This is a genomic window from Paenibacillus sp. FSL F4-0236, from assembly GCF_038000135.1.
Lineage (GTDB): Bacteria > Bacillota > Bacilli > Paenibacillales > Paenibacillaceae > Paenibacillus_AQ.
The window spans coordinates 475,507-494,946 of sequence record NZ_JBBOBK010000001.1 but is presented as its reverse complement, the minus strand read 5'-3'; the positions used below and the strand labels follow the sequence as shown (position 1 = coordinate 494,946).

At 45.0% G+C, this 19,440-nt stretch carries 14 protein-coding genes and 1 tRNA gene; 1 reads left to right on the top strand and 14 read right to left on the bottom strand.

The genetic code is table 11. From position 1 onward, the window contains the following. Positions 1-10: 10 nt before the first annotated feature. From NSQ29_RS02275 to NSQ29_RS02210, 14 genes are all read right to left on the bottom strand, one after another. Positions 11-1,843: a polysaccharide biosynthesis protein gene (locus NSQ29_RS02275; protein ID WP_341124291.1), complete on the bottom strand. Its 1,833-nt coding sequence runs from the start codon at positions 1,841-1,843 to the stop codon at positions 11-13. Positions 1,844-1,884: 41 nt separating this feature from the next. Beyond that, a complete protein-coding gene (locus NSQ29_RS02270; RefSeq protein WP_036685074.1) occupies positions 1,885-2,571 on the bottom strand; it encodes a CpsD/CapB family tyrosine-protein kinase in 687 nt (228 codons plus the stop codon). After that, on the bottom strand, positions 2,552-3,331 hold the full coding sequence (locus NSQ29_RS02265; protein ID WP_341124290.1) for a YveK family protein: 780 nt from the start codon (positions 3,329-3,331) through the stop codon (positions 2,552-2,554). The genes NSQ29_RS02270 and NSQ29_RS02265 overlap by 20 nt, the downstream gene beginning before the upstream one ends. 125 nt (positions 3,332-3,456) lie before the next feature. Beyond that, the gene (locus NSQ29_RS02260; RefSeq protein ID WP_341124289.1) at positions 3,457-5,454 is read right to left on the bottom strand and encodes an S-layer homology domain-containing protein; all 1,998 of its coding nucleotides are present in this window, start codon (positions 5,452-5,454) and stop codon (positions 3,457-3,459) included. Between the two features lie 137 nt (positions 5,455-5,591). Continuing rightward, positions 5,592-6,374: a tyrosine-protein phosphatase gene (locus NSQ29_RS02255; protein ID WP_076300707.1), complete on the bottom strand. Its 783-nt coding sequence runs from the start codon at positions 6,372-6,374 to the stop codon at positions 5,592-5,594. A 104-nt stretch (positions 6,375-6,478) separates the two neighbouring features. Beyond that, positions 6,479-7,135, bottom strand: coding sequence for a ribosome biogenesis GTP-binding protein YihA/YsxC (gene yihA / locus NSQ29_RS02250; RefSeq protein WP_341052086.1), 657 nt, complete (start codon positions 7,133-7,135; stop codon positions 6,479-6,481). A gap of 12 nt (positions 7,136-7,147) precedes the next feature. Beyond that, positions 7,148-9,511 carry an endopeptidase La gene (gene lon / locus NSQ29_RS02245; protein ID WP_042191259.1) on the bottom strand — a complete coding sequence of 788 codons (2,364 nt, stop codon included), beginning with the start codon at positions 9,509-9,511 and terminating at the stop codon, positions 7,148-7,150. A gap of 291 nt (positions 9,512-9,802) precedes the next feature. Continuing rightward, positions 9,803-11,512 (bottom strand): ATP-dependent protease LonB, encoded by a 1,710-nt coding sequence (lonB, locus tag NSQ29_RS02240; protein ID WP_341124288.1) that lies wholly within the window; start codon positions 11,510-11,512, stop codon positions 9,803-9,805. An 811-nt stretch (positions 11,513-12,323) separates the two neighbouring features. Beyond that, positions 12,324-12,995, bottom strand: a complete 672-nt coding sequence (locus tag NSQ29_RS02235; RefSeq protein WP_340972554.1) for a type IV toxin-antitoxin system AbiEi family antitoxin domain-containing protein — start codon at positions 12,993-12,995, stop codon at positions 12,324-12,326. 132 nt (positions 12,996-13,127) lie between these two features. Next, entirely contained in the window at positions 13,128-14,255 is a 1,128-nt protein-coding gene (gene ispG / locus NSQ29_RS02230; protein WP_060621818.1) for a flavodoxin-dependent (E)-4-hydroxy-3-methylbut-2-enyl-diphosphate synthase, read from the bottom strand. A gap of 109 nt (positions 14,256-14,364) precedes the next feature. Further along, on the bottom strand, positions 14,365-15,621 hold the full coding sequence (gene clpX / locus NSQ29_RS02225) for an ATP-dependent protease ATP-binding subunit ClpX (protein ID WP_042130648.1): 1,257 nt from the start codon (positions 15,619-15,621) through the stop codon (positions 14,365-14,367). 12 nt (positions 15,622-15,633) lie between these two features. After that, on the bottom strand, positions 15,634-16,224 hold the full coding sequence (gene clpP, locus NSQ29_RS02220) for an ATP-dependent Clp endopeptidase proteolytic subunit ClpP (RefSeq protein WP_036685049.1): 591 nt from the start codon (positions 16,222-16,224) through the stop codon (positions 15,634-15,636). 284 nt (positions 16,225-16,508) lie between these two features. Further along, on the bottom strand, positions 16,509-17,840 hold the full coding sequence (gene tig, locus NSQ29_RS02215) for a trigger factor (protein ID WP_042191266.1): 1,332 nt from the start codon (positions 17,838-17,840) through the stop codon (positions 16,509-16,511). Between the two features lie 98 nt (positions 17,841-17,938). Continuing rightward, positions 17,939-18,784: a hypothetical protein gene (locus tag NSQ29_RS02210; RefSeq protein WP_339243322.1), complete on the bottom strand. Its 846-nt coding sequence runs from the start codon at positions 18,782-18,784 to the stop codon at positions 17,939-17,941. Positions 18,785-19,064: 280 nt separating this feature from the next. On the opposite strand from NSQ29_RS02210, the gene NSQ29_RS02205 reads away from it, so the two are divergent. Beyond that, positions 19,065-19,138, top strand: a tRNA-Arg gene (locus tag NSQ29_RS02205). The last annotated feature ends 302 nt before the right edge of the window (positions 19,139-19,440 follow it).

The following is a 19,440-nucleotide window of genomic DNA, read 5'->3' as shown; positions in this document are numbered from 1 at the left end:
TATGAATAAATTAGCTGATAGCAACTTGGGCAACGGGCTGCATCGGTACAATCTGATTGATTATTTCGCGAATAACTTCAGGTTCTTCAGCGAGAACACGTTCCAAACGTTTAAATTCCAGTTCTAGCTGATTCAGACTTATCACATTAGGTCTACCGATAAAGATTCTCCCATGATCTGTAGAGCCTAAATTCTCTTCATCTGTTAATAGTTCTTCATATAACTTCTCGCCCTCACGAATACCGGAGAACTGAATATCAATATCCCTATAAGGTTCATAACCAGAGAGAGTAATCAAATCTTCCGCTAACGTTAGAATCTTTACTGGTTCTCCCATATCCAGAATGAACACTTCGCCACCTTTGGCAAAAGAACCCGACTGGATTACAAGCTGAACAGCTTCTGGAATCGTCATAAAATATCGGACCATTTCCGGATGAGTAACCGTGACTGGTCCACCAGCAGCAATCTGCTCTTTAAAGGCCGGGATTACACTTCCACGACTGCCAAGCACGTTCCCAAAACGAACGGCTGAGAACTTTGTTCTACTTGTGGTATGCAGGCTTTGTACATACATTTCAGCAATACGCTTAGTTGCACCCATCACACTCGTTGGGTTAACCGCCTTATCAGAAGAGATCATTACGAATCTCTCGGCACCATATTTATCTGCACAATCCGCAACATTTTTGGTGCCAAAAACATTATTTTTAATGGCTTCCGAAGGATTACGCTCCATTAAAGGAACGTGTTTATGTGCTGCTGCGTGAAAGACCACATGCGGTCTATGGCCACTGAATACATCCATCATCCGACTGCGATCCTGCACATCTGCTATCACGGTTACAATGTTCAACTCCGGAAAACTCTTACGAAGCTCCATTTCAATTGTGTAAATACTGTTCTCACCGTGTCCAAGTAACATTAGCTTGTCCGGACCAAAAGGAGCAATCTGCCGGCATAACTCTGAACCAATAGAGCCCCCAGCCCCCGTAACTAGCACCGTCTTATGATGTACATAACCTAAAATACTGTTCAAATCAGCTACGATCGGTTCACGACCTAATAAATCTTCTACGCTAACATCCCGAAGTTTCTTAACTGATATTTTCCCAGCGATCAGATCATTAAGAGCCGGTATAATCTTCAGCTTTGCTCCAGTCTTTTTGGCAAGATTAATAATTTCAGAAATCTCAGTACGTGAAACAGAGGGCATGGCGATGATAATCTCATGAATTTCTCTTTCTTTCACAATAGCTGGGATTGCATAACGATTTCCAATTACAGGAACACCCATAATGTACATATGGTATTTATTCGCATTATCATCAATGAAACCTACTAATTTGGTATGCGCAAAAGAGGGTCCCATCATTTCCCGAGCAATTAATATCCCACAATCACCAGCACCTACAATTAGTGTATGGGTCTTAGTGTCTTTGTAATTGATTCGATCATTATGGAGTACTCTCCACAAAAACCGAACCCCTCCTACCAATAAAAGAATAGTCTCCATCGACCGAACTTCTATGGCAAGAGGTACTCTATCCGGCAAAATTAGATACGCCAGTGCAAATGAAAATAAAGACCCTACTACAATAGCTTTAGAAACCGATATAATTTCACCGATACTGGCATATTGCCACATTCTTCGGTAAAGACCGAAGTATATAAGGCTTCCACCAAATGCAAATGTTGCAATCAAACCAAATTGCAGCATCTGTACAACGTATTCCTGAAGAGCATGGTTAGGGTACCGAAACAAATAAGATGTCACAATACTGAACCAAATGATCGCAAGATCAATGAAGAATAAAAGAATCACTCTAGATTTCGCTGTCATTTTCAGTGCCTCCAAAAATAACATTTTTAATTATGAATAAATCAATTTCCATAGTAGTAGTAATAGTACCCTTCACTAGCTTTACGTTTTACATTATTGAGAACAACGCCGAGCATTTTTGCACCCACGCGATCCAGATTAGCTTTAGCTTTTACTGCGATATCGCGTTTCACCTTACCATAGCTGACAACCATAATAACGCCATCACTCTTCGAGGCCACAATTTGTGCATCCGTAACCGCTAATAATGGTGGAGTATCAATAAGAATGACATCATACCGCTGACGCAAGTCCTGTAAAAGAGTGCTCATCCGATTAGATGCCATCATTTCCGCCGGGTTGGGCGGGATTGGTCCAGAGGTCATAATTGAAAGATTATTAACGCCAGAGTCTTGGACAGTGTCCTCAAGAACTGCCTGTTGAGACAGTAGGGAGGATAAACCAAAACGGTTACTTAGTGTAAAAGTCTTATGTGCCGTCGGCTTCCGCAAATCGGCATCAATCAACAATACTCTTTTATCTGCTTGTGCGTAAGCTGCCGCCAGGTTAGCAGATACCGTAGATTTACCTTCTTCCGGTCCGGATGAAGTGACCATAATCACTTGAATGGTCTGATCTACAGAAGAAAAATCAATATTCGTGCGCAATGCGCGAAACGCTTCAGAGACAGGAGAGCGTGGGTTCGTAACGGTGATCAGATGGCGTTGTTTATTTGGAAGCTGTGACATGTTCGAGGTCCCCCGCCTTTCTGGATGATTGTTTCTGTGTTTGTGCGGCACCTTGCTTGCTTTCATCTTGACCCAATCTTGTAATCATAGCTATGGTAGGCAAACCAAGATACTTCTCAATATCAGCTTCTGTCTTCAGGGTGTCATCCATATATTCCAGCAGGAAGGCAATCCCTAATCCAATCATCAAAGAGACGATAAAAGCAATAGCCATGTTCAGTAAAACATTCGGTTCTACCGGCCGTGGCTTAACAGTTGGATTCACTTTAGCTTCATTCAGAATCGATACATTTTCCACATTAAATAGACTTGGAATTTCTTCTTTGAACACAAGTGAAATGGCATTCACGATTTCAGCAGCCCGCTGATAAGAATTATCTCGAACGACAAGTGTCATCACCTGCGTATTATTTACGGAACTCACATTAACCTTTTTTAATAGCTCTTCCGCAGTAATATTGAATTGCGGATAATCCTTTGTAACAATATCAAGGATGGCCGGAGTCTTAATAATTTCCTTATACGTATTAATTAATTGAATATTGGTATTAATCTGGTTTAAATCAAGCTGCCCCACCGCTGACTGCGTCGGTGTTTGGTTAACGATAATCTTCGTGGATGCCTCATATACCGGGTTTTTAATATACAGACTATATACACCAGCAATACCGCACACCAATACAACTATGCTGAAAATGAGCCATAGTCTCTTCCTGACGATCTGAAAATAATCGCGAAGATCCAATTCTTGTGATGACAAGTGTAATTACCTCCAAGCTATTTCTGAAATATTTCGTTACTATATTACAGCACTTCCCTATTGGCAAAAAATTGCCCCCTCTCACCTACATGAGAGGAGGCTGTATACTATACTTTTAAATTTACTTACTTGAAGTTAATAGTACGGTAGATAATTACTGCTGCTTCAGCACGAGTAGCCGTATCGTTCGGGTTGAACTTACCAGCATTTCCGATAACCAAGTTATGATCTGCTGCGAATGCTACGCCATCTCTCAAAGATGCACTGATCTTAGCAGCATCGGAGAATTGGCTAATTGCCGTTACATTCGTTGTTGCAGCTGGATTGATAGATTTCACTGCGCGGGAGATCATTGTTGCCATCTCTGCACGTGTGATGGTTGCATTAGGATCGAACTTAGCCGCACTGCGTCCAGTAATGATTCCTTTTTCTGCTGCAACTGCTACATATGGTGCATACCAAGCAGATGAACTTACATCACTAAAGCTTTGTACGGCAGAGTTGTTCTCCAGATTAAGCGCACGAATCAACATTTTAGCGAACTCTGCACGAGTTACATTGCTCTTCGGTGCGAATTTGCCTTCGCCCACGCCTTCAATCGCGCCTTTTGCAGCTACGACTTGAATTTGTTTGCCAGCCCAAGCTTGTACACTAGCAATATCCGTAAAGTTTACTTTATTCTCAAGCACTGCATAGGATGAGAAAGTATCACGTGGTTCTACGATGAACTCTCCATCAAGCACACCACCTTGGAATTGCAGGCTACCGTATACAAGCTTCGCTACGGACAGCAATTCTTTATCAAGACCATCAGTATTCTTAAGCGGAAGTTTAATGGTAATTGGTTGTTTGAATGTGCTTGTTGCTACACCGTTCACGCTAAGTGCAAATTCATACACATCCGAAGCCAATTTCAGTTTGGTAACAGAAGTTACAACTTCTGGTTTAGCGGTAGTTACTGTCAATGCAATAGCTGTGCTGAACTGACTTACAGGAATCGTTACTGTTACACCATTGAACGTAACCGCGATATTTGCAACACCTTTAGCTTTTGCAGCTTCAATAATTGCTTGGGAAAGCGGAACTTCAACTGTAGTAGCGCTTACTGTTCCCAGATTCAGGGTCAAAGTAAGACCTGTTTTGCCAGAATTCGCTGCAACTAGCTTATCCAACTCTTTAATTACATCGGCATCTACCAATTTCAATGTTGCTTTACCGTCAACAACACTTACTAGCTTGGATACGTCGTAGATTCCTGGAGTTGGAGCAGGAGTTACAGGAGTTGTAACATTTCCATTTCCACCATTGCTACCACCATTACCGTTACCGTTACCGTTGCCGTTGCCGTTGCCATTATCGCCCAATCCATACGCTTTAACGTAAGCAAGTGCAAGTGATTTCGCCGCAGGCTTCGCAGATTTAATCGTATTATTCAGGTTCTTCAATGTTTGCTTCACATCACTAGCAGTAACTCCAAGATTTTGCAACGCTTGGCTTACTGTAAGAGCTCCTGCTCCTGTAGTGTGGCTCAATACTTTCGCAATAGCCTCATCCAACAAAGTATCGTAACCAGATTCAGATTTGAGAATTTCCAACAACTCTGCAGTTGTCTTGCTGCTAACCAGTGTACGAAGTTCTGTTTCTACACTGATTAAGAATTCAGAAACACTATCTACAGTAAGACCAGACACACCCGCTTTAGTTGCAATTTTGCTCAACAGGGCAATATTTTTGTCGTCGTTACGGATAATTTGAATTCCGGAGAAATCGTTCCCATAGACATCATATACTACACTAGTAACGCTTTGGAACAATTTAAGTGATGTCTTTGTTTCTACTTCATCCAATGAAAGCTTGTTCAAGACTGGAGCAAAAATCTCTGCGAAAGTTGCCTCGTCCAGCGCAGCAACCTCATTTTTCAAATTATAGAGGTAAACTACATCTGTTGCAGAGAGTTGCTTGTAAACATTAAGAACTTTCTCCTTAACTGCTGTACTGCTGCTAACTGTAGCTGCAGATGCTGTACCCACTGCTCCAAGACTTCCCAACGGAAGACCCGCTACGGATGCTGCTACCATACTTGCTGCCAATGTTGATACTACTAGTTTCTTTTTCAAAGTCACTAAATATCCACCTCTTTATATGTATTTAAATTCCTTTTGTTACTATAGTCCTAGACTATTTCACCTTATGTCTACACTATTACGTATATCAACGATTCACCCAATAAAACCCATTCTACCACTATTAGGTAGATTAGTCAGCCCTTTCGGGAAAAAATCCCAAACAATTTGTGTCGATTCCCCCTTTTTTGTACGTGATTACCACGAATAACCTCTCCATTTGCCACAATTTGCTGAGAGTTCTCGCGCATATAGTCGCGCATCTCAGGACCTAATTGTTTCTCTAAAACCACATAAGCAGCATTTAATCCAAAAGGACGATGAACACTGTCATGTGCATCAGAGGCCAACACATGTACTGCATTTCTACGACATAACTCCAGGGATAGCTTCTGAAGTTTATTCCCGAAGACGCCTGCAAGACTTTGTGCGGTTACCTGACCAAGTGATCCCAACTCTATCAATCTTTCTAACTTAGAAGGATCGGCAGCTACTTCAGCATTACGCTCCGGATGGGCGATGACCGGAACGAACCCTTGAATGATCAACTCGTGACAGATTTCTTCCATGTTGCGTGGGACTCGTGAAGAAGGCATTTCTAGCAAAATATACCGCGAGTCTGCAAGACTTAGCAGTTGCCCCCGCTCCAGATCATCCAGTAAATCTCCGTACACTCTGATTTCCTGACCTGGAAGAACAAGCAGTGGATTGCCATGCTGACGAAGTTTCTCATTCATCAGATCCACTGCTTCTCTTATACTAGCGGAGTTATTCATATATTGACCGTTGGCGTGATGTGGTGTGGCAATGACGGATGTAATTCCGTCCCTATAGGCGTCTTGCGCCATGGCGAGAGCGGATTCCCAATCAGTAGCTCCGTCATCCATAAAGGGTAAGATGTGGCAATGGATATCTTTCATATGTTATCTATCGGTCCCTTCACATAGAAAATTTAGTTTTACCCACAAAAAAATACAACCATTCCCAAATGGAATGGTTGCTTGATTGTAAATGAGTTCTTGTCTTATGCTTCAGTAGGTTCCTCTTGCTGAGGTTCATTTCCATCTATTTCAGCATTTTCAGAATCTGGAGAGGAGAGAACATACCCATCGATCAATCCCCAAAGTTCTTCTTTACCAAGGCCAATCTCTGAAGAGAATGGAATGAAATTATCCCCTGGCAGCACGCCAAGCTCCTGCTTCATGATCTTGATATGCTTTTGCCAGCGAGTCTTCGGAATCTTATCCGCCTTAGTCGCTACTACACACATAGGAAGATCATAATGCTTCAACCAGTCGAACATCATCTTATCATTGCTGGTCGGCGGATGACGCAGATCCACGATGAGCAGAACAAGCTTCAACGTATCGCGCTCAGAGAGATATTTTTCCACCATCTTGCCCCATGTTGCACGTTGCGTCTTCGACACTTTAGCATATCCGTAACCTGGAAAGTCAACAAAATACATGCTGTCTTCATTGATACGGTAATAGTTCATATGCTGGGTCTTACCTGGAGTGGAGCTTGTCCGAGCCAGATTCTTGCGGTTAATCATTCGGTTAATGAGGGATGACTTCCCTACATTGGAGCGCCCTGCCAGAGCAACCTCTGGCAAAGCATCATCAGGGTATTGATCAGGGCCAACGGCACTGATTATAAATTCGGCAATATTAACTTTCATAGGACTTCCTTTCTAATGCACACTACTCGGTGGCTCACTGCTAATTTCATTATGATGCTCAACTAACGCATGATGCAAGACCTGATCCATGTTAGATACTGGTATGAACTCCACATCATTACGTACGCTCTCTGGAATTTCTTTCAGATCACGTTCATTGTCTTTAGGAAGAAGGATCTTTTTATATCCAGCACGGTGTGCAGCTAAAGACTTCTCTTTCAGTCCACCGATCGGCAATACACGTCCACGCAGGGTGATCTCACCGGTCATGGCCACATCTTTCGAAACATAACGCTTCGTAAGTGCGGAGATCAATGCGGTAGCAATCGTAATCCCTGCAGATGGGCCATCCTTCGGAATCGCACCTTCAGGAATGTGGATATGAATATCGATCTTCTCATAAAAATCGGGCTGGAGTCCCAGCTCCTCCGCCTTCGAACGTGTATAACTGAAAGCGGCCTGCGCCGACTCCTTCATTACATCGCCCAGTTGTCCAGTAAGTGTCAGCTTACCCGTTCCTTGCACGACAGTCACTTCGATCAACAGCGTATCGCCACCAACCTCAGTCCAGGCCAGTCCAGTTACTGTGCCAATCTGATCTTCAAGCTCCGCCATACCGTAACGGTATTTCGATGCACCTAAGTAATCCTTGATGTCATCCGGCAGAATGACTACACTTTCTTTTTCCTTGGACACAATCTGTTTCGCGGCTTTGCGGCATAACGCTGCAATCTGCTGCTCCAAATTACGCACACCGGATTCACGAGTATATTCACGCACGATACGCAATAAACTGTCGTCTTCGATGATCAGCTGGTCTTCTGCAAGACCATGATTCTTCTTCTGCTTCGGCAAAAGATAACGGCTACCGATCTGCAATTTCTCCAGTTCCGTATAACCCGGAATGAACAGCATTTCCATCCGATCGAGTAGCGGACGCGGAATGTTATGCACTACATTCGCTGTTGTAACAAACATAACGTTTGATAAATCAAACGGCAACTCGACGAAATGGTCACTGAACGTATTGTTCTGTTCTGGGTCCAATACCTCAAGCAATGCTGAGGATGGGTCACCACGGAAATCTGCAGCCATTTTATCAATCTCATCTAGCAGGATAACCGGATTAATCGTTCCTGCCGTCTTCATCCCTTGAATGATTCGGCCTGGCATCGCACCCACATAAGTCCGGCGATGACCACGGATCTCCGCTTCATCACGCACACCGCCAAGCGAAATGCGAACGAACTTACGATTGAGTGAACGGGCGATGGAACGAGCGAGTGAGGTTTTGCCCACACCTGGAGGCCCTACAAGACATAGGATCGGACCTTTTAGCTTCTTCACCAACTGCTGAACAGCTAAATATTCCAATACCCGCTCCTTTGGTTTTTCCAAACCGTAGTGGTCCTCATCGAGTACCTGTTCTGCCTTCTTGATGTCAAGGTCATCTTCTGTCTGTTCATTCCAAGGAAGACCCAGCAGCCAATCCACATAATTGCGAATTACGCCACCTTCCGCTGAGCTCACCGGCATTTTTTCCAGACGATCGATTTCTTTCTCCATCTTCTCTTTCACGCGTTCAGGCAAATTCTTCTCTTCCATGAGATTCCGCAGTTCTTCCGCTTCTCCCACCCGACCTTCCTTCTCGCCGAGTTCTTTCTGGATCGCTTTCATTTGCTCGCGCAAATAATATTCCTTCTGCGTCTTCTCCATCTGCTTCTTCACACGTTGATTGATCTTGCGTTCAAGCTCCAGCACTTCACGCTCATTATTAAGAATATCAAGAAGCTTCTCTAGGCGTTTACTAACATCAATCGTCTCTAGAATTTCTTGCTTATCCTTAATCTTTAGCGACAAATGACTCGTAATAACATCCGCAAGACGACCAGGCTCCTCAATATCGGATACAGCAGCCAGTGTCTCTGGTGTCACTTTTTTGGATAACGTTATATAGTGCTCGAACTGATTAAGTACTGTACGCATCAGCGCGTCACACTCTTGATCGCCATCTTCCTCTTCTGGTAGCTCGCGCGCCATAACCTCATAATACTCATCATTATCGATATAATTAATAATTTCGGCTCGTTCTACACCCTCAACCAGTACACGAATCGTACCGTTTGGCAGCTTCAGCATTTGCCGCACATTCGCGACAGTACCGACCCGAAAAATATCGTCCTGACCAGGCTCTTCAATATTCACTTCCGACTGTGAACACAGAAGAATTAAATTATCTTCAACCATAGCTTTTTCTAGTGCCCGAACTGACTTCTCACGGCCCACATCCAAGTGAAGAACCATGCTTGGGTACACAAGAAGACCTCTTAGCGGTAATAAAGGAAAACGACGACCTTTTGTTTTATTTGTCATCATCGCTTTCGCACCTCCCATGGCTCTCAATTAATCTCATATGAATTCATTCTAACAAAAGCAGCCCCAAAACACCAACAAAGTACTTGCAATTTAAGAATAAACAACCTTATTATCCTTAAAAAACGGCAACGTTTCTCCAAGAAATGTAAGGATTATGGAAAGTGTGAATCTATACTTTAAAAAAGGAAGCAGCAGACACGCCTGCGGCTCCCTTTATTTCACAGTGGCAAGTCACGATTTACTTATCGAAACCATAACACCCTAGCTTACATTTTAGGTAATAATTTAAGCTCAACCCTTTGCAGACTCGCCAGCGGCATCAGCCTTCAGAAGTGAAGGTGCTGCTGAGAATAGCTCTCCAGCTACTGCTGGAAGCCTTACATCTGCTGTATCAGCGCCAAACAGATGACGGAATACTTCTTCCACCGTTTCCATTGGAATGACGCGTAATGGGGCGAGGTCAGCGAATAGGGACTGCCAGTTTTCTTTTGGAATAAGCACCGTAGTAGCTCCTGCCTGAAAAGCAGCCTCCACCTTCGCAATTACACCACCAACAGGCTTCACACGCCCATGTATGCCTATCTCACCAGTGATCGCTACGGTATTATCCACGGGAAGACCACGAATGGCGGAGACGATAGCAACTGCCATCGCAACCCCTGCTGAGGGTCCGTCAATAGGTGTTCCACCTGGAAAGTTCACATGCAGATCATAACGGTCTGGTTCCAGATTCATAGTACGCAGTACGGTCAATACGTTCTCAACGGAGCCTTTAGCCATGCTCTTTCTCCGAATCGTGCGAGAACCTCCACCAATCTCTTCCTCATCTACTACTCCGGTTACGTTCAATCTACCTTGACCGTTCTGCGCAGGTGCTGCGGATACTTCGATCTCGAGCAAGGTTCCCATTCCCGGTCCATACACTGCAAGTCCGTTAACCAATCCAATCTGCGGCGCCGAAGGAATCTTGCGCTCTGTTCGAAGTGGAAGCTGGCTACTGCCTGCCACCCATTCAACATCAGCAGCATTTAGCGTATCTCTCTGCTCCGTCAGCGCTAATCCAGCTGCGAGCTGAATCATATTGACCGCCTCCCGGCCATTTGTTGCATATTGCTGCACAACAGTGACTGCTTCAGGGCTTGGCTTCAGTCCGATCTTCTGTATCGCGTCACGCGCGATGACCGCAATCTCATCCGGCAATAGCGGACGGAAATAAATCTCCATGCAGCGTGAACGCAGCGCGGGAGAAATCTCATCCGGGGAACGCGTAGTAGCTCCTACTAACCGGAAATCAGCAGGTAAACCATTTTGAAAAATATCATGAATATAAGCCGGAGTATTATTGTCCTCCGAATTATAATACGCGCTCTCTAGCAGAACCTTCCGGTCCTCCAGCACCTTTAGCAGCTTATTCATCTGAATGGGGTGAAGCTCACCGATCTCATCCAGAAAAAGAATCCCGCCATGCGCCTTCGTCACCGCTCCTGGCTTTGGCTGCGGCACACCTGCTACGCCCATGGCTCCAGCACCTTGATAAATAGGATCATGCACCGATCCGATTAACGGGTCGGCAATACCACGCTCATCAAAACGAGCGGTCGTCGCATCAATTTCAGTGAATTTGGCGTCACTTTTAAAAGGGGAAAGGACATTTTTTTTCGCCTCTTCCATGACCACGCGCGCCGCTGCAGTCTTGCCGACTCCTGGCGGACCATAAATAATCACATGCTGCGGATTAGCACTACATAGTGCGGCCTTCAGGGCGCGGAGCCCATCTTTTTGCCCAACAATATCTCCAATAGAAGCCGGCCTAGTTTTCTCCGACAATGGTTTGGTTAGTGAAATCATACGCATCTTCCGTAGTTTATCCAGTTCCTTACGCGACTCTCGGTCTACCGCCGTCTTGTTTGTCTTCTGACCCCGCAGCAGATTCCAAAAGTATACGCCGATAACCAGCGCGAAAAAGAGCTGCACGATCATCACAACTATACTTAATTCCATAGGTCATCCTCCTGTTTCGTTCAGTCTACCTTTCCACCTTTGGCTACTATTAGGTAGTATAGCCGTTTCGGTAATTAGTAAACGCACAATTGAGGATTTGTTGAATTGTTGGTGTAGGACAAGTAGCAGGAATTTATAAATGGGGGTTGAAAGTTCTAAGGAGTGCTAGATGCACCTCAGATTCTCCCCCCTCTAGCAGAAAGATAGAAGCAAGAACAGCTGTGGACCTTGCAGCTAAGTTCAGTAGGTACCTATTTCCGTCGACTGTTTCGCTCGGGGCGTTGACTCATCTATAGAAGAAACTTAAGTTAGTTCTCAAAGCTGAAAATTAAGGGAATTCCTCCCTGATTATCCGGTGTTTATGACCTCCAAGCTAACAATTAGGGAAAACCTCCTTGATTATTCGCTGATTAGGCTGTAAACAGGGGAAATCGCCTGTTTTTTAGGGAGGTTTTCCGTAAAAAGCTCGACTTGGAGCGATTTTAGGATTATTTCAGGGAGGTTTTCCCTAATTACTTCTTATTGATCCAGACCTCGCTACACACTACGCACCTTATTGCCTACTCTCTCCATACCACGTTACTTATCACGCAATTAACCACATTCCTTATCACATCCCTATATCACGTTCCAAATCAAGCATATTGCCAAGCTCCTATCTCACTCCTACCGCGCTCCATACCAAGCTCCTTATCTCCCCTTACTTCGCACCTTAACGAGCCTTCACATCCCTTCCTCCATTCGCACCTCCAACATCCCATACGTATATTTCGCCTAAATTAACATCCAATCAACCCTCAAACTTATTAGCTCAATCCCAGTAATAAAGGACATCACGAGCCAGCCTATACTCAACATTTTTAACACCGATCCCTCTCCTCACAGGCTTCAACCAGCCCTTTTCACACAACTTCATCAACATCAAACGTACCGTTTTGGGGTCTATAGCAAAATAATCCGCTACATCTTTGGGACGAACTGTCCCTGCTCGGCGAACCACTAATCGCATGATTTCCTTCTCAGCAAATAGTAATTTTCCATGCGGTGCATCTACAATTAAGTAACGGCTTAGCACCACACGCAGCAGTGTAATGCATAGCTCTGGGCGTTGTTCCACATCGTCATAGGCAAATGAAATTACTTGGTAACCCATTCCGTACAGAAACGTCTCACGATTTAGCTCATTACAATACTTCAGCCTGTCCATGTCCCTCACATGCGCTGCATACCCTTTGATCTCAAACAAGAGCTTGATAGGCCCCGGCAAAAAAGCATAATCCGCGAAATAAGATCGTCCGCGCCAATCCAGCACTTCATACTCCGGATGTAGATCATTGAAATCTCCACGAAGCGGCCACCATACATTCTGTAAAAACATTTCTTCGGCATGACGATGCCCTCTTTCTAGCCTTCCTCGCCGTTCCCCATTCCTGCTTGCTAGATGTTTCTCAATAAATGCTTCATGGGCTTGTTCATAATGCATTCAATGTCCCCCCTTAATCATTAATTCCACGCAAAAAAAACGCCCTGTTCCCACCACCGGATATACCGGGGTGTAACAGGGCGTTCTTCGCCACTTATTATGAATTGAATCATTAATTCGTAAAAGACCAAATTACTTTGATTGCACCGGAGGTGCAAGATTAGCGTGAGCACGCCCTGGAATTTCACCAGTTTCCTCATACGCTACAACAATCGCATCGATTTCCTTCTTCAGCTCGTTCACGAGTTCCGCTTCAGGCACCTTACGAATCATCTGACCGTAACGGAACAACAAACCTTCCCCACGGGCACCAGCAATACCAATATCCGCTTCACGCGCCTCACCAGGACCATTAACGGCACAGCCGAGCACGGATACTTTAATAGGCACCTTAAGCTTCGAAATGTATTCTTCCACCTCATTAGCGATGGAGAAGAGATCTATATCAAGTCGTCCGCAAGTCGGACAAGAAATGAGTGTTGCCGCGTTAGAGATCAGACCAAAGGTCTTCAGCAGCTCGCGTGCCACCTTAACTTCTTCCACTGGATCAGCGCTAAGCGAGATACGCAGGGTGCTGCCGATGCCCATAGAGAGCAGTGCACCGATACCCGCGGAGCTTTTTACTGTACCGGCAAACAAGGTGCCGGATTCTGTGATCCCGAGGTGCAGCGGATAAGGAATAACTTCCGCAGCCTGACGGTAAGCTTCGATGGCCATTGGCACATCGGATGCTTTTAAAGATACGATAATGTCGTGGAAATCCAGCTCTTCCAGAATCCCAATATGGTACAGTGCACTTTCTACCATAGCTTCTGGAGTCGGATATCCGTATTTCTCCAAGAGATGATTCTCCAAAGAACCGGCATTTACACCAATCCGAATCGGAATTCCTTTTTCTTTACACGCTTTAACTACTGCTTCTACCTTCTCCCGACGACCGATATTGCCCGGATTAATCCGTACTTTATCGATGCCGTTCTCAATAGCCATCAGCGCGAGCTTATAGTTAAAATGAATATCCGCTACGAGTGGGATATGAATCTGCTTCTTGATCTCCTTAATCGCGGCGGCTGCCTCTTCATTGTTGACAGTAACGCGTACCAGTTGGCAGCCTGCTTCCTCAAGCCGTAAAATTTCGGCTACAGTAGCCTCCACATCAGCTGTTTTGGTTGTACACATGCTTTGAATCGCAACCTCGTTGTTTCCCCCAATAATGAGCCCGCCAACATTGACAGGACGGGTTTGGTGTCTCAAGAACATGATTTTTCTCCCCCATAACGCCAAAGCTCCACCCCTTCGCAACCGCTAGTGAAGCGGGATAAGCGGAAGAAAGGTGGAGACAGTGACATGTATTGTTAAGGTAAGCAGCTTACGCGCTTTCCTCTTTCTTTTTGTCTTTCTTAAGGTTCAATTCAGGCAAAGCCTTCTCTTGAACGACCTGCTCCGTGATCACACAATCCTTAATATCATCGCGTGAAGGAACTTCATACATCACATCAAGCATGATACTCTCAATAATCGCGCGCAGTCCACGGGCTCCCGTATTGCGTTTGATCGCTTCCTTGGCAATCGCTTCGAGTGCCAACGGTTCGAACTTCAGCGCTACGTTATCCATTTCCAGCAGTTTGATGTATTGTTTCGTGAGTGCATTCTTAGGCTCGGAAAGGATACGCACCAGCGTATTCTCATCAAGCGGCTCCAAAGTCGAGATGACCGGTAGACGGCCTACAAATTCAGGGATTAATCCGAATTTGAGCAAGTCTTCAGGCAATACCATCGACAAATATTCGCCAGGCTTGAGATCCTTTTGTCCTTCAACTGCTGCGTTGAAGCCAATGACTTTTTTACCGATACGGCGTTTAATCATTTGCTCCAGACCGTCAAAGGCACCGCCCACGATGAACAAGATGTTCGTCGTATCAATTTGAATAAACTCTTGATGAGGATGCTTACGACCACCTTGTGGAGGTACGGAAGCAACCGTTCCTTCGAGAATCTTCAGAAGTGCCTGCTGTACACCTTCACCGGATACGTCACGAGTAATAGACGGGTTCTCGGATTTACGTGCCACTTTATCAATCTCATCAATATAGATAATGCCGCGTTCGGCTTTCTCCACATCATAATCTGCCGCTTGAATCAGCTTAAGCAGAATGTTCTCAACATCCTCGCCGACATAACCAGCTTCCGTTAGGGAAGTAGCATCTGCAATCGCAAACGGAACGTTGATAATCTTCGCCATCGTCTGTGCGAGCAAAGTTTTACCCGAACCTGTTGGACCGAGCAAAAGAATATTACTCTTCGTCAGTTCAACATCTTCGATTTTGCTTTGGCTGTTCACACGCTTATAGTGATTGTAAACTGCAACAGACAGCGATTTCTTCGCTTGCTCTTGACCGATTACATATTGATCCAAAATATCGCGGATTTCCTTTGGTTTCGGAATATCCTTCAGATCAAGCTCTTCCTCATGACCGAGCTCTTCTTCCACGATTTCCGTGCAAAGCTCGATACATTCGTCACATATATAAACGCCCGGTCCTGCTACAAGCTTACGAACCTGCTCTTGTGATTTGCCGCAAAAAGAACATTTCAATTGCCCTTTTTCATCATTAAATTTAAACATCTAACCACCCCTTTAAGATTTCATCGGTGAAGAAAGAACCTGGTCAATAAGCCCATATTCCTTGGCTTCTTCCGCGCTCATGAAGTTATCGCGGTCTGTGTCCCGTTCGATTTTTTCAAGGGGCTGACCTGTGCGATCTACATAAATTTGATTCAACTTCTGTTTCGTCTTGAGGATCCAATCGGTATGAATCCAAATGTCGGACGCTTGACCTTGAACACCACCGAGCGGTTGATGAATCATAACTTCGCTGTTAGTCAGCGCGTATCTTTTGCCCGGAGCCCCAGCTGTTAAAAGGAGCGATCCCATGCTTGCCGCCATCCCTACACAAATGGTTGAAACATCCGGTTTGATATATTGCATCGTATCGTATATACCCATGCCGGCTGTTACTGAACCACCGGGTGAGTTGAGGTACAAGTGAATGTCCTTCTCGGGATCATCTGCTGCAAGGAACAGCAGTTGAGCAATAACCAGATTGGCGACATCATCGTCAATCGCACTGCTTAAGAAAATAATGCGATCCTTGAGCAATCTGGAATAGATATCGTATGAACGTTCCCCACGACTTGTTGATTCCACAACCATTGGTACCAGACTCATGCCACCAACCTCTTTTCTCTATACAGATTAGTCTTATCGTTTCAAAAATATTTTAACACGTTCACGGCCCGATGTCATTTTTTCACTACAGCAGACCTGTCCACCGCTTGTGATAGTGACGTCATCACGCCAATTTCCTTAATACCATACGCTCATACGGATACCTATGTAATCACATATATCTGTGCCCGAGGATAAAAATAAGGCACGTAACGAAACTTACGTGCCTTATCATATCTGTATGGAGGCCGATTGCTCGGCCGTTCTAGGTAGTTTAAAAAATCTTACTCAGCTTTAGTGTCTTCAGCAGCTGCTTCTTCTACTGCTTCAACTTCTACACTATTGCTAACAAGGAAATCAATGGTTTTGCGCAAAGAAAGTTCTTCGCTCAAGCTGCCCAGTGAACCGTTAGCTGCCAAGATGCTGCGAATTTCTTCTGGAGTACGTTTGTAAGCTTCAGCCATAGTAGCCAACTCTTCGTTAACTTCTTCTTCGGAAACTTCAATGTTCTCTTGTTTAGCGATAACTTCCAGTACCAGGTTGTTGCGAACGCGTTTTTCAGCATCGCCTTTCATTTGGTTCTGCAAGTCTTCACGAGTTTGACCCGAAAAGCTAAGGAACATATCCATGTTCATACCTTGTTGACGAAGACGAGTGTCGAAGTCACGAACCATGTTCTCAACTTCGCTGTTGATCATTGCTTCAGGGATCTCAACTTCAGCGTTTGCTGCTGCTTTATCAACAACTGCGTTCTCGCGAAGGCCTTTCAGTTCATCCTGTTTACGGGATTCGAGCTGAGCTTTCAGATCTGCTTTGTACTCTTCCAAAGTTTCGAATTCACTTACATCTTTAGCGAACTCATCATCAAGCGCAGGAAGTTGTTTGCGTTTGATTTCGTGCAGTTTTACTTTGAATACTGCTTTCTTACCCGCAAGGTTCTCTGCATGGTATTCTTCAGGGAAAGTAACTTCAACATCTTTGAAATCTCCAGTGGACATTCCCACTACTTGCTCTTCAAATCCAGGAATGAAGGAGTTGCTACCAAGTTCAAGAGAATGACGCTCAGCTTTTCCGCCTTCGAACGGTACGTCATCAACATATCCGTCAAAATCGATCACAGCGATGTCGCCGTTAGCTGCTGCTTCTTCTTCAACTACTACGAGTTCAGCATGACGCTCTTGCAGACGAGCAAGCTCAGCGCTCAGCTCTTCTTCAGTCACTTCAGCTTTTTGTACTGGAACTTCCAGACCTTTGTAATCGCCGAGCTTCACTTCAGGTTTAACCGTGATCTTCGCTTTGAAGATAAAGGATTGACCTTTAGCAAATTGCTCAATATCAACTTCAGGACGGTCTACAGGGAAGATGTCAGTTTGTTCAACTGCTTCACCGTAAGCCTCAGGAAGAAGAATGTCGATTGCATCTTGGTACAAGCTTTCTACACCAAAACGGGATTCAAAGATCGGGCGTGGCACTTTACCTTTACGGAAGCCTGGTACGTTAGCTTTCTTAACGACTTTGTTAAAAGCTTTATCAAGTGCTGCTGCAACGCGTTCTGCGTCAACTTCTACTTCAAGAACTCCAAGGTTCTTCTCTATTTTTTCCCATGTTGCTTTCATATTATACTTTTCCCTCCAAAATATAGGTTCACAAGTTTACTTCAAAAAATGATACAATCCACGCACAGAATAACCATTATATTATATACAACATTACTTTATTTATCAAGTAGAGAAGTCTTTACAAAACCCTTGAGCGCACGATATGCCCCCTCAAATTGAAAGCGCATGCCGTCTGTAATGCCGTACATTCCACGAGTCTCCTCCTCTTGCCGTGTACCGTTTAAGCTCTCAGATACAAACTGGTGTAACGCCCCCGCCCAAATATCTAGTAGCGCGTCTTCCCCATCCAGTATTTTCCGATACTCTTCCGATCCATAAATCGACATGACGAACTGGCCCCAGAGCTCCTGTGCAAAATAATACAGCGTAGGCTCATGTACCTCCGCCTGCTCGGCTACCCGCTCGAGCACCTGACTCACCTGTGGTGGAAAATCCTCTGTCTGCAGCGGCACACTTTCAATCTCTACAATTGCTGTTTCGTGACCACGAATCAGATTCACTGTTCCCTGCATCCCACGCCGCCGAAGGGTCTGCAGGGTCCGAAATTGCAGCAGCGGGTGAACATTATCCCCCTGCAGCCATGCCGTCAGCGCCTCATCGACTCCGCCGCCTTCCAGATATGAAAGCTGCTCTAGTGCTAGGATGGTCGCCTCTGACAGCGGCTCATTCATTATCCGCTGCAGCAGCTTTTGAGGATACCCCGCATCCTCAGTCATTTTTGATTTGGCCAAGAAACGGGCCATATCTTCTTCCCTTAAATCTTCGTCTTCGGGGTGAACGGCTCCTTCCGCATCTCCATTCTGAGAGGCGTAGGGGAAAGCTGTTTCGAGCCATTCCAGCAGAGACCGCCATTCCTCGTAATTTCGTTCCTCCTGTCCTTGACACTGCAACAAAAAACGCAGCAGCTCCATCGCTTCCCCGTATCGTTCACTCTCCAGCATCACCGTAAGCTGGATTTGATAATAGTCCAGTGTCTTGGGAAACAGGACGATATTCTCTTTTGTGGCGGGGGAATCTGAATCTTTAATGAGGGCACCTCCTTATAGCTAATTATGTTAATTGAATTCTAAAACGTCATAAATGTTATTAAGACCTTAAGCTTCTTCCGAAACTTAATAATTGTAGATTATAGCATACCCCGTACTCTTTTTAAAAAACAGCTTGAAAAACATCGGCGTACATGATATGATAACTCCTGCTTGCTTTTCAGCCAGCAATCATGTCCCGGTAGCTCAGCTGGATAGAGCATGCGCCTTCTAAGCGCACGGTCAGGGGTTCGAATCCCTTCCGGGACGTCAGAGTAACAGCCTTCCTTCGGGGAGGCTGTTTTTGCGTTCAGGGGATGCGAACCAGTGGGAGGGCCTAGCCCTAGGGACAGAGCTAGGACCAAAGCTAGGAGCAGAGCCTAGGCTTAGGGTTCCATGAGGCTCAGGCTTCGATGTAGCTCTCTCTTCAATCGAGTACAGGCTTCTATGGAGCTCAAGCTTCGTCAAATCCCCTACTACGTTATACACCCACGTAGCAGTCAGAACATTAGGCAACGTTCAATTTTAGGTTCCACCTAACTCGAACACTTTAATTGTATTTTGTGCAACTA

Coding starts and splice junctions, on each gene's coding strand:
- NSQ29_RS02210 (WP_339243322.1), bottom strand. CDS start 18,784: ATGCTGGAGAGTGAACGATACGGGGAAGCGATGGAGCTGCTGCGTTTT.
- NSQ29_RS02255 (WP_076300707.1), bottom strand. CDS start 6,374: ATGAAAGATATCCATTGCCACATCTTACCCTTTATGGATGACGGAGCT.
- clpX (WP_042130648.1), bottom strand. CDS start 15,621: ATGTTTAAATTTAATGATGAAAAAGGGCAATTGAAATGTTCTTTTTGC.
- lonB (WP_341124288.1), bottom strand. CDS start 11,512: ATGGAATTAAGTATAGTTGTGATGATCGTGCAGCTCTTTTTCGCGCTG.
- clpP (WP_036685049.1), bottom strand. CDS start 16,224: ATGAGTCTGGTACCAATGGTTGTGGAATCAACAAGTCGTGGGGAACGT.
- NSQ29_RS02235 (WP_340972554.1), bottom strand. CDS start 12,995: ATGCATTATGAACAAGCCCATGAAGCATTTATTGAGAAACATCTAGCA.
- tig (WP_042191266.1), bottom strand. CDS start 17,840: ATGAAAGCAACATGGGAAAAAATAGAGAAGAACCTTGGAGTTCTTGAA.
- ispG (WP_060621818.1), bottom strand. CDS start 14,255: ATGTTCTTGAGACACCAAACCCGTCCTGTCAATGTTGGCGGGCTCATT.
- lon (WP_042191259.1), bottom strand. CDS start 9,511: ATGATGACAAATAAAACAAAAGGTCGTCGTTTTCCTTTATTACCGCTA.
- yihA (WP_341052086.1), bottom strand. CDS start 7,135: ATGAAAGTTAATATTGCCGAATTTATAATCAGTGCCGTTGGCCCTGAT.
- NSQ29_RS02275 (WP_341124291.1), bottom strand. CDS start 1,843: ATGACAGCGAAATCTAGAGTGATTCTTTTATTCTTCATTGATCTTGCG.
- NSQ29_RS02270 (WP_036685074.1), bottom strand. CDS start 2,571: ATGTCACAGCTTCCAAATAAACAACGCCATCTGATCACCGTTACGAAC.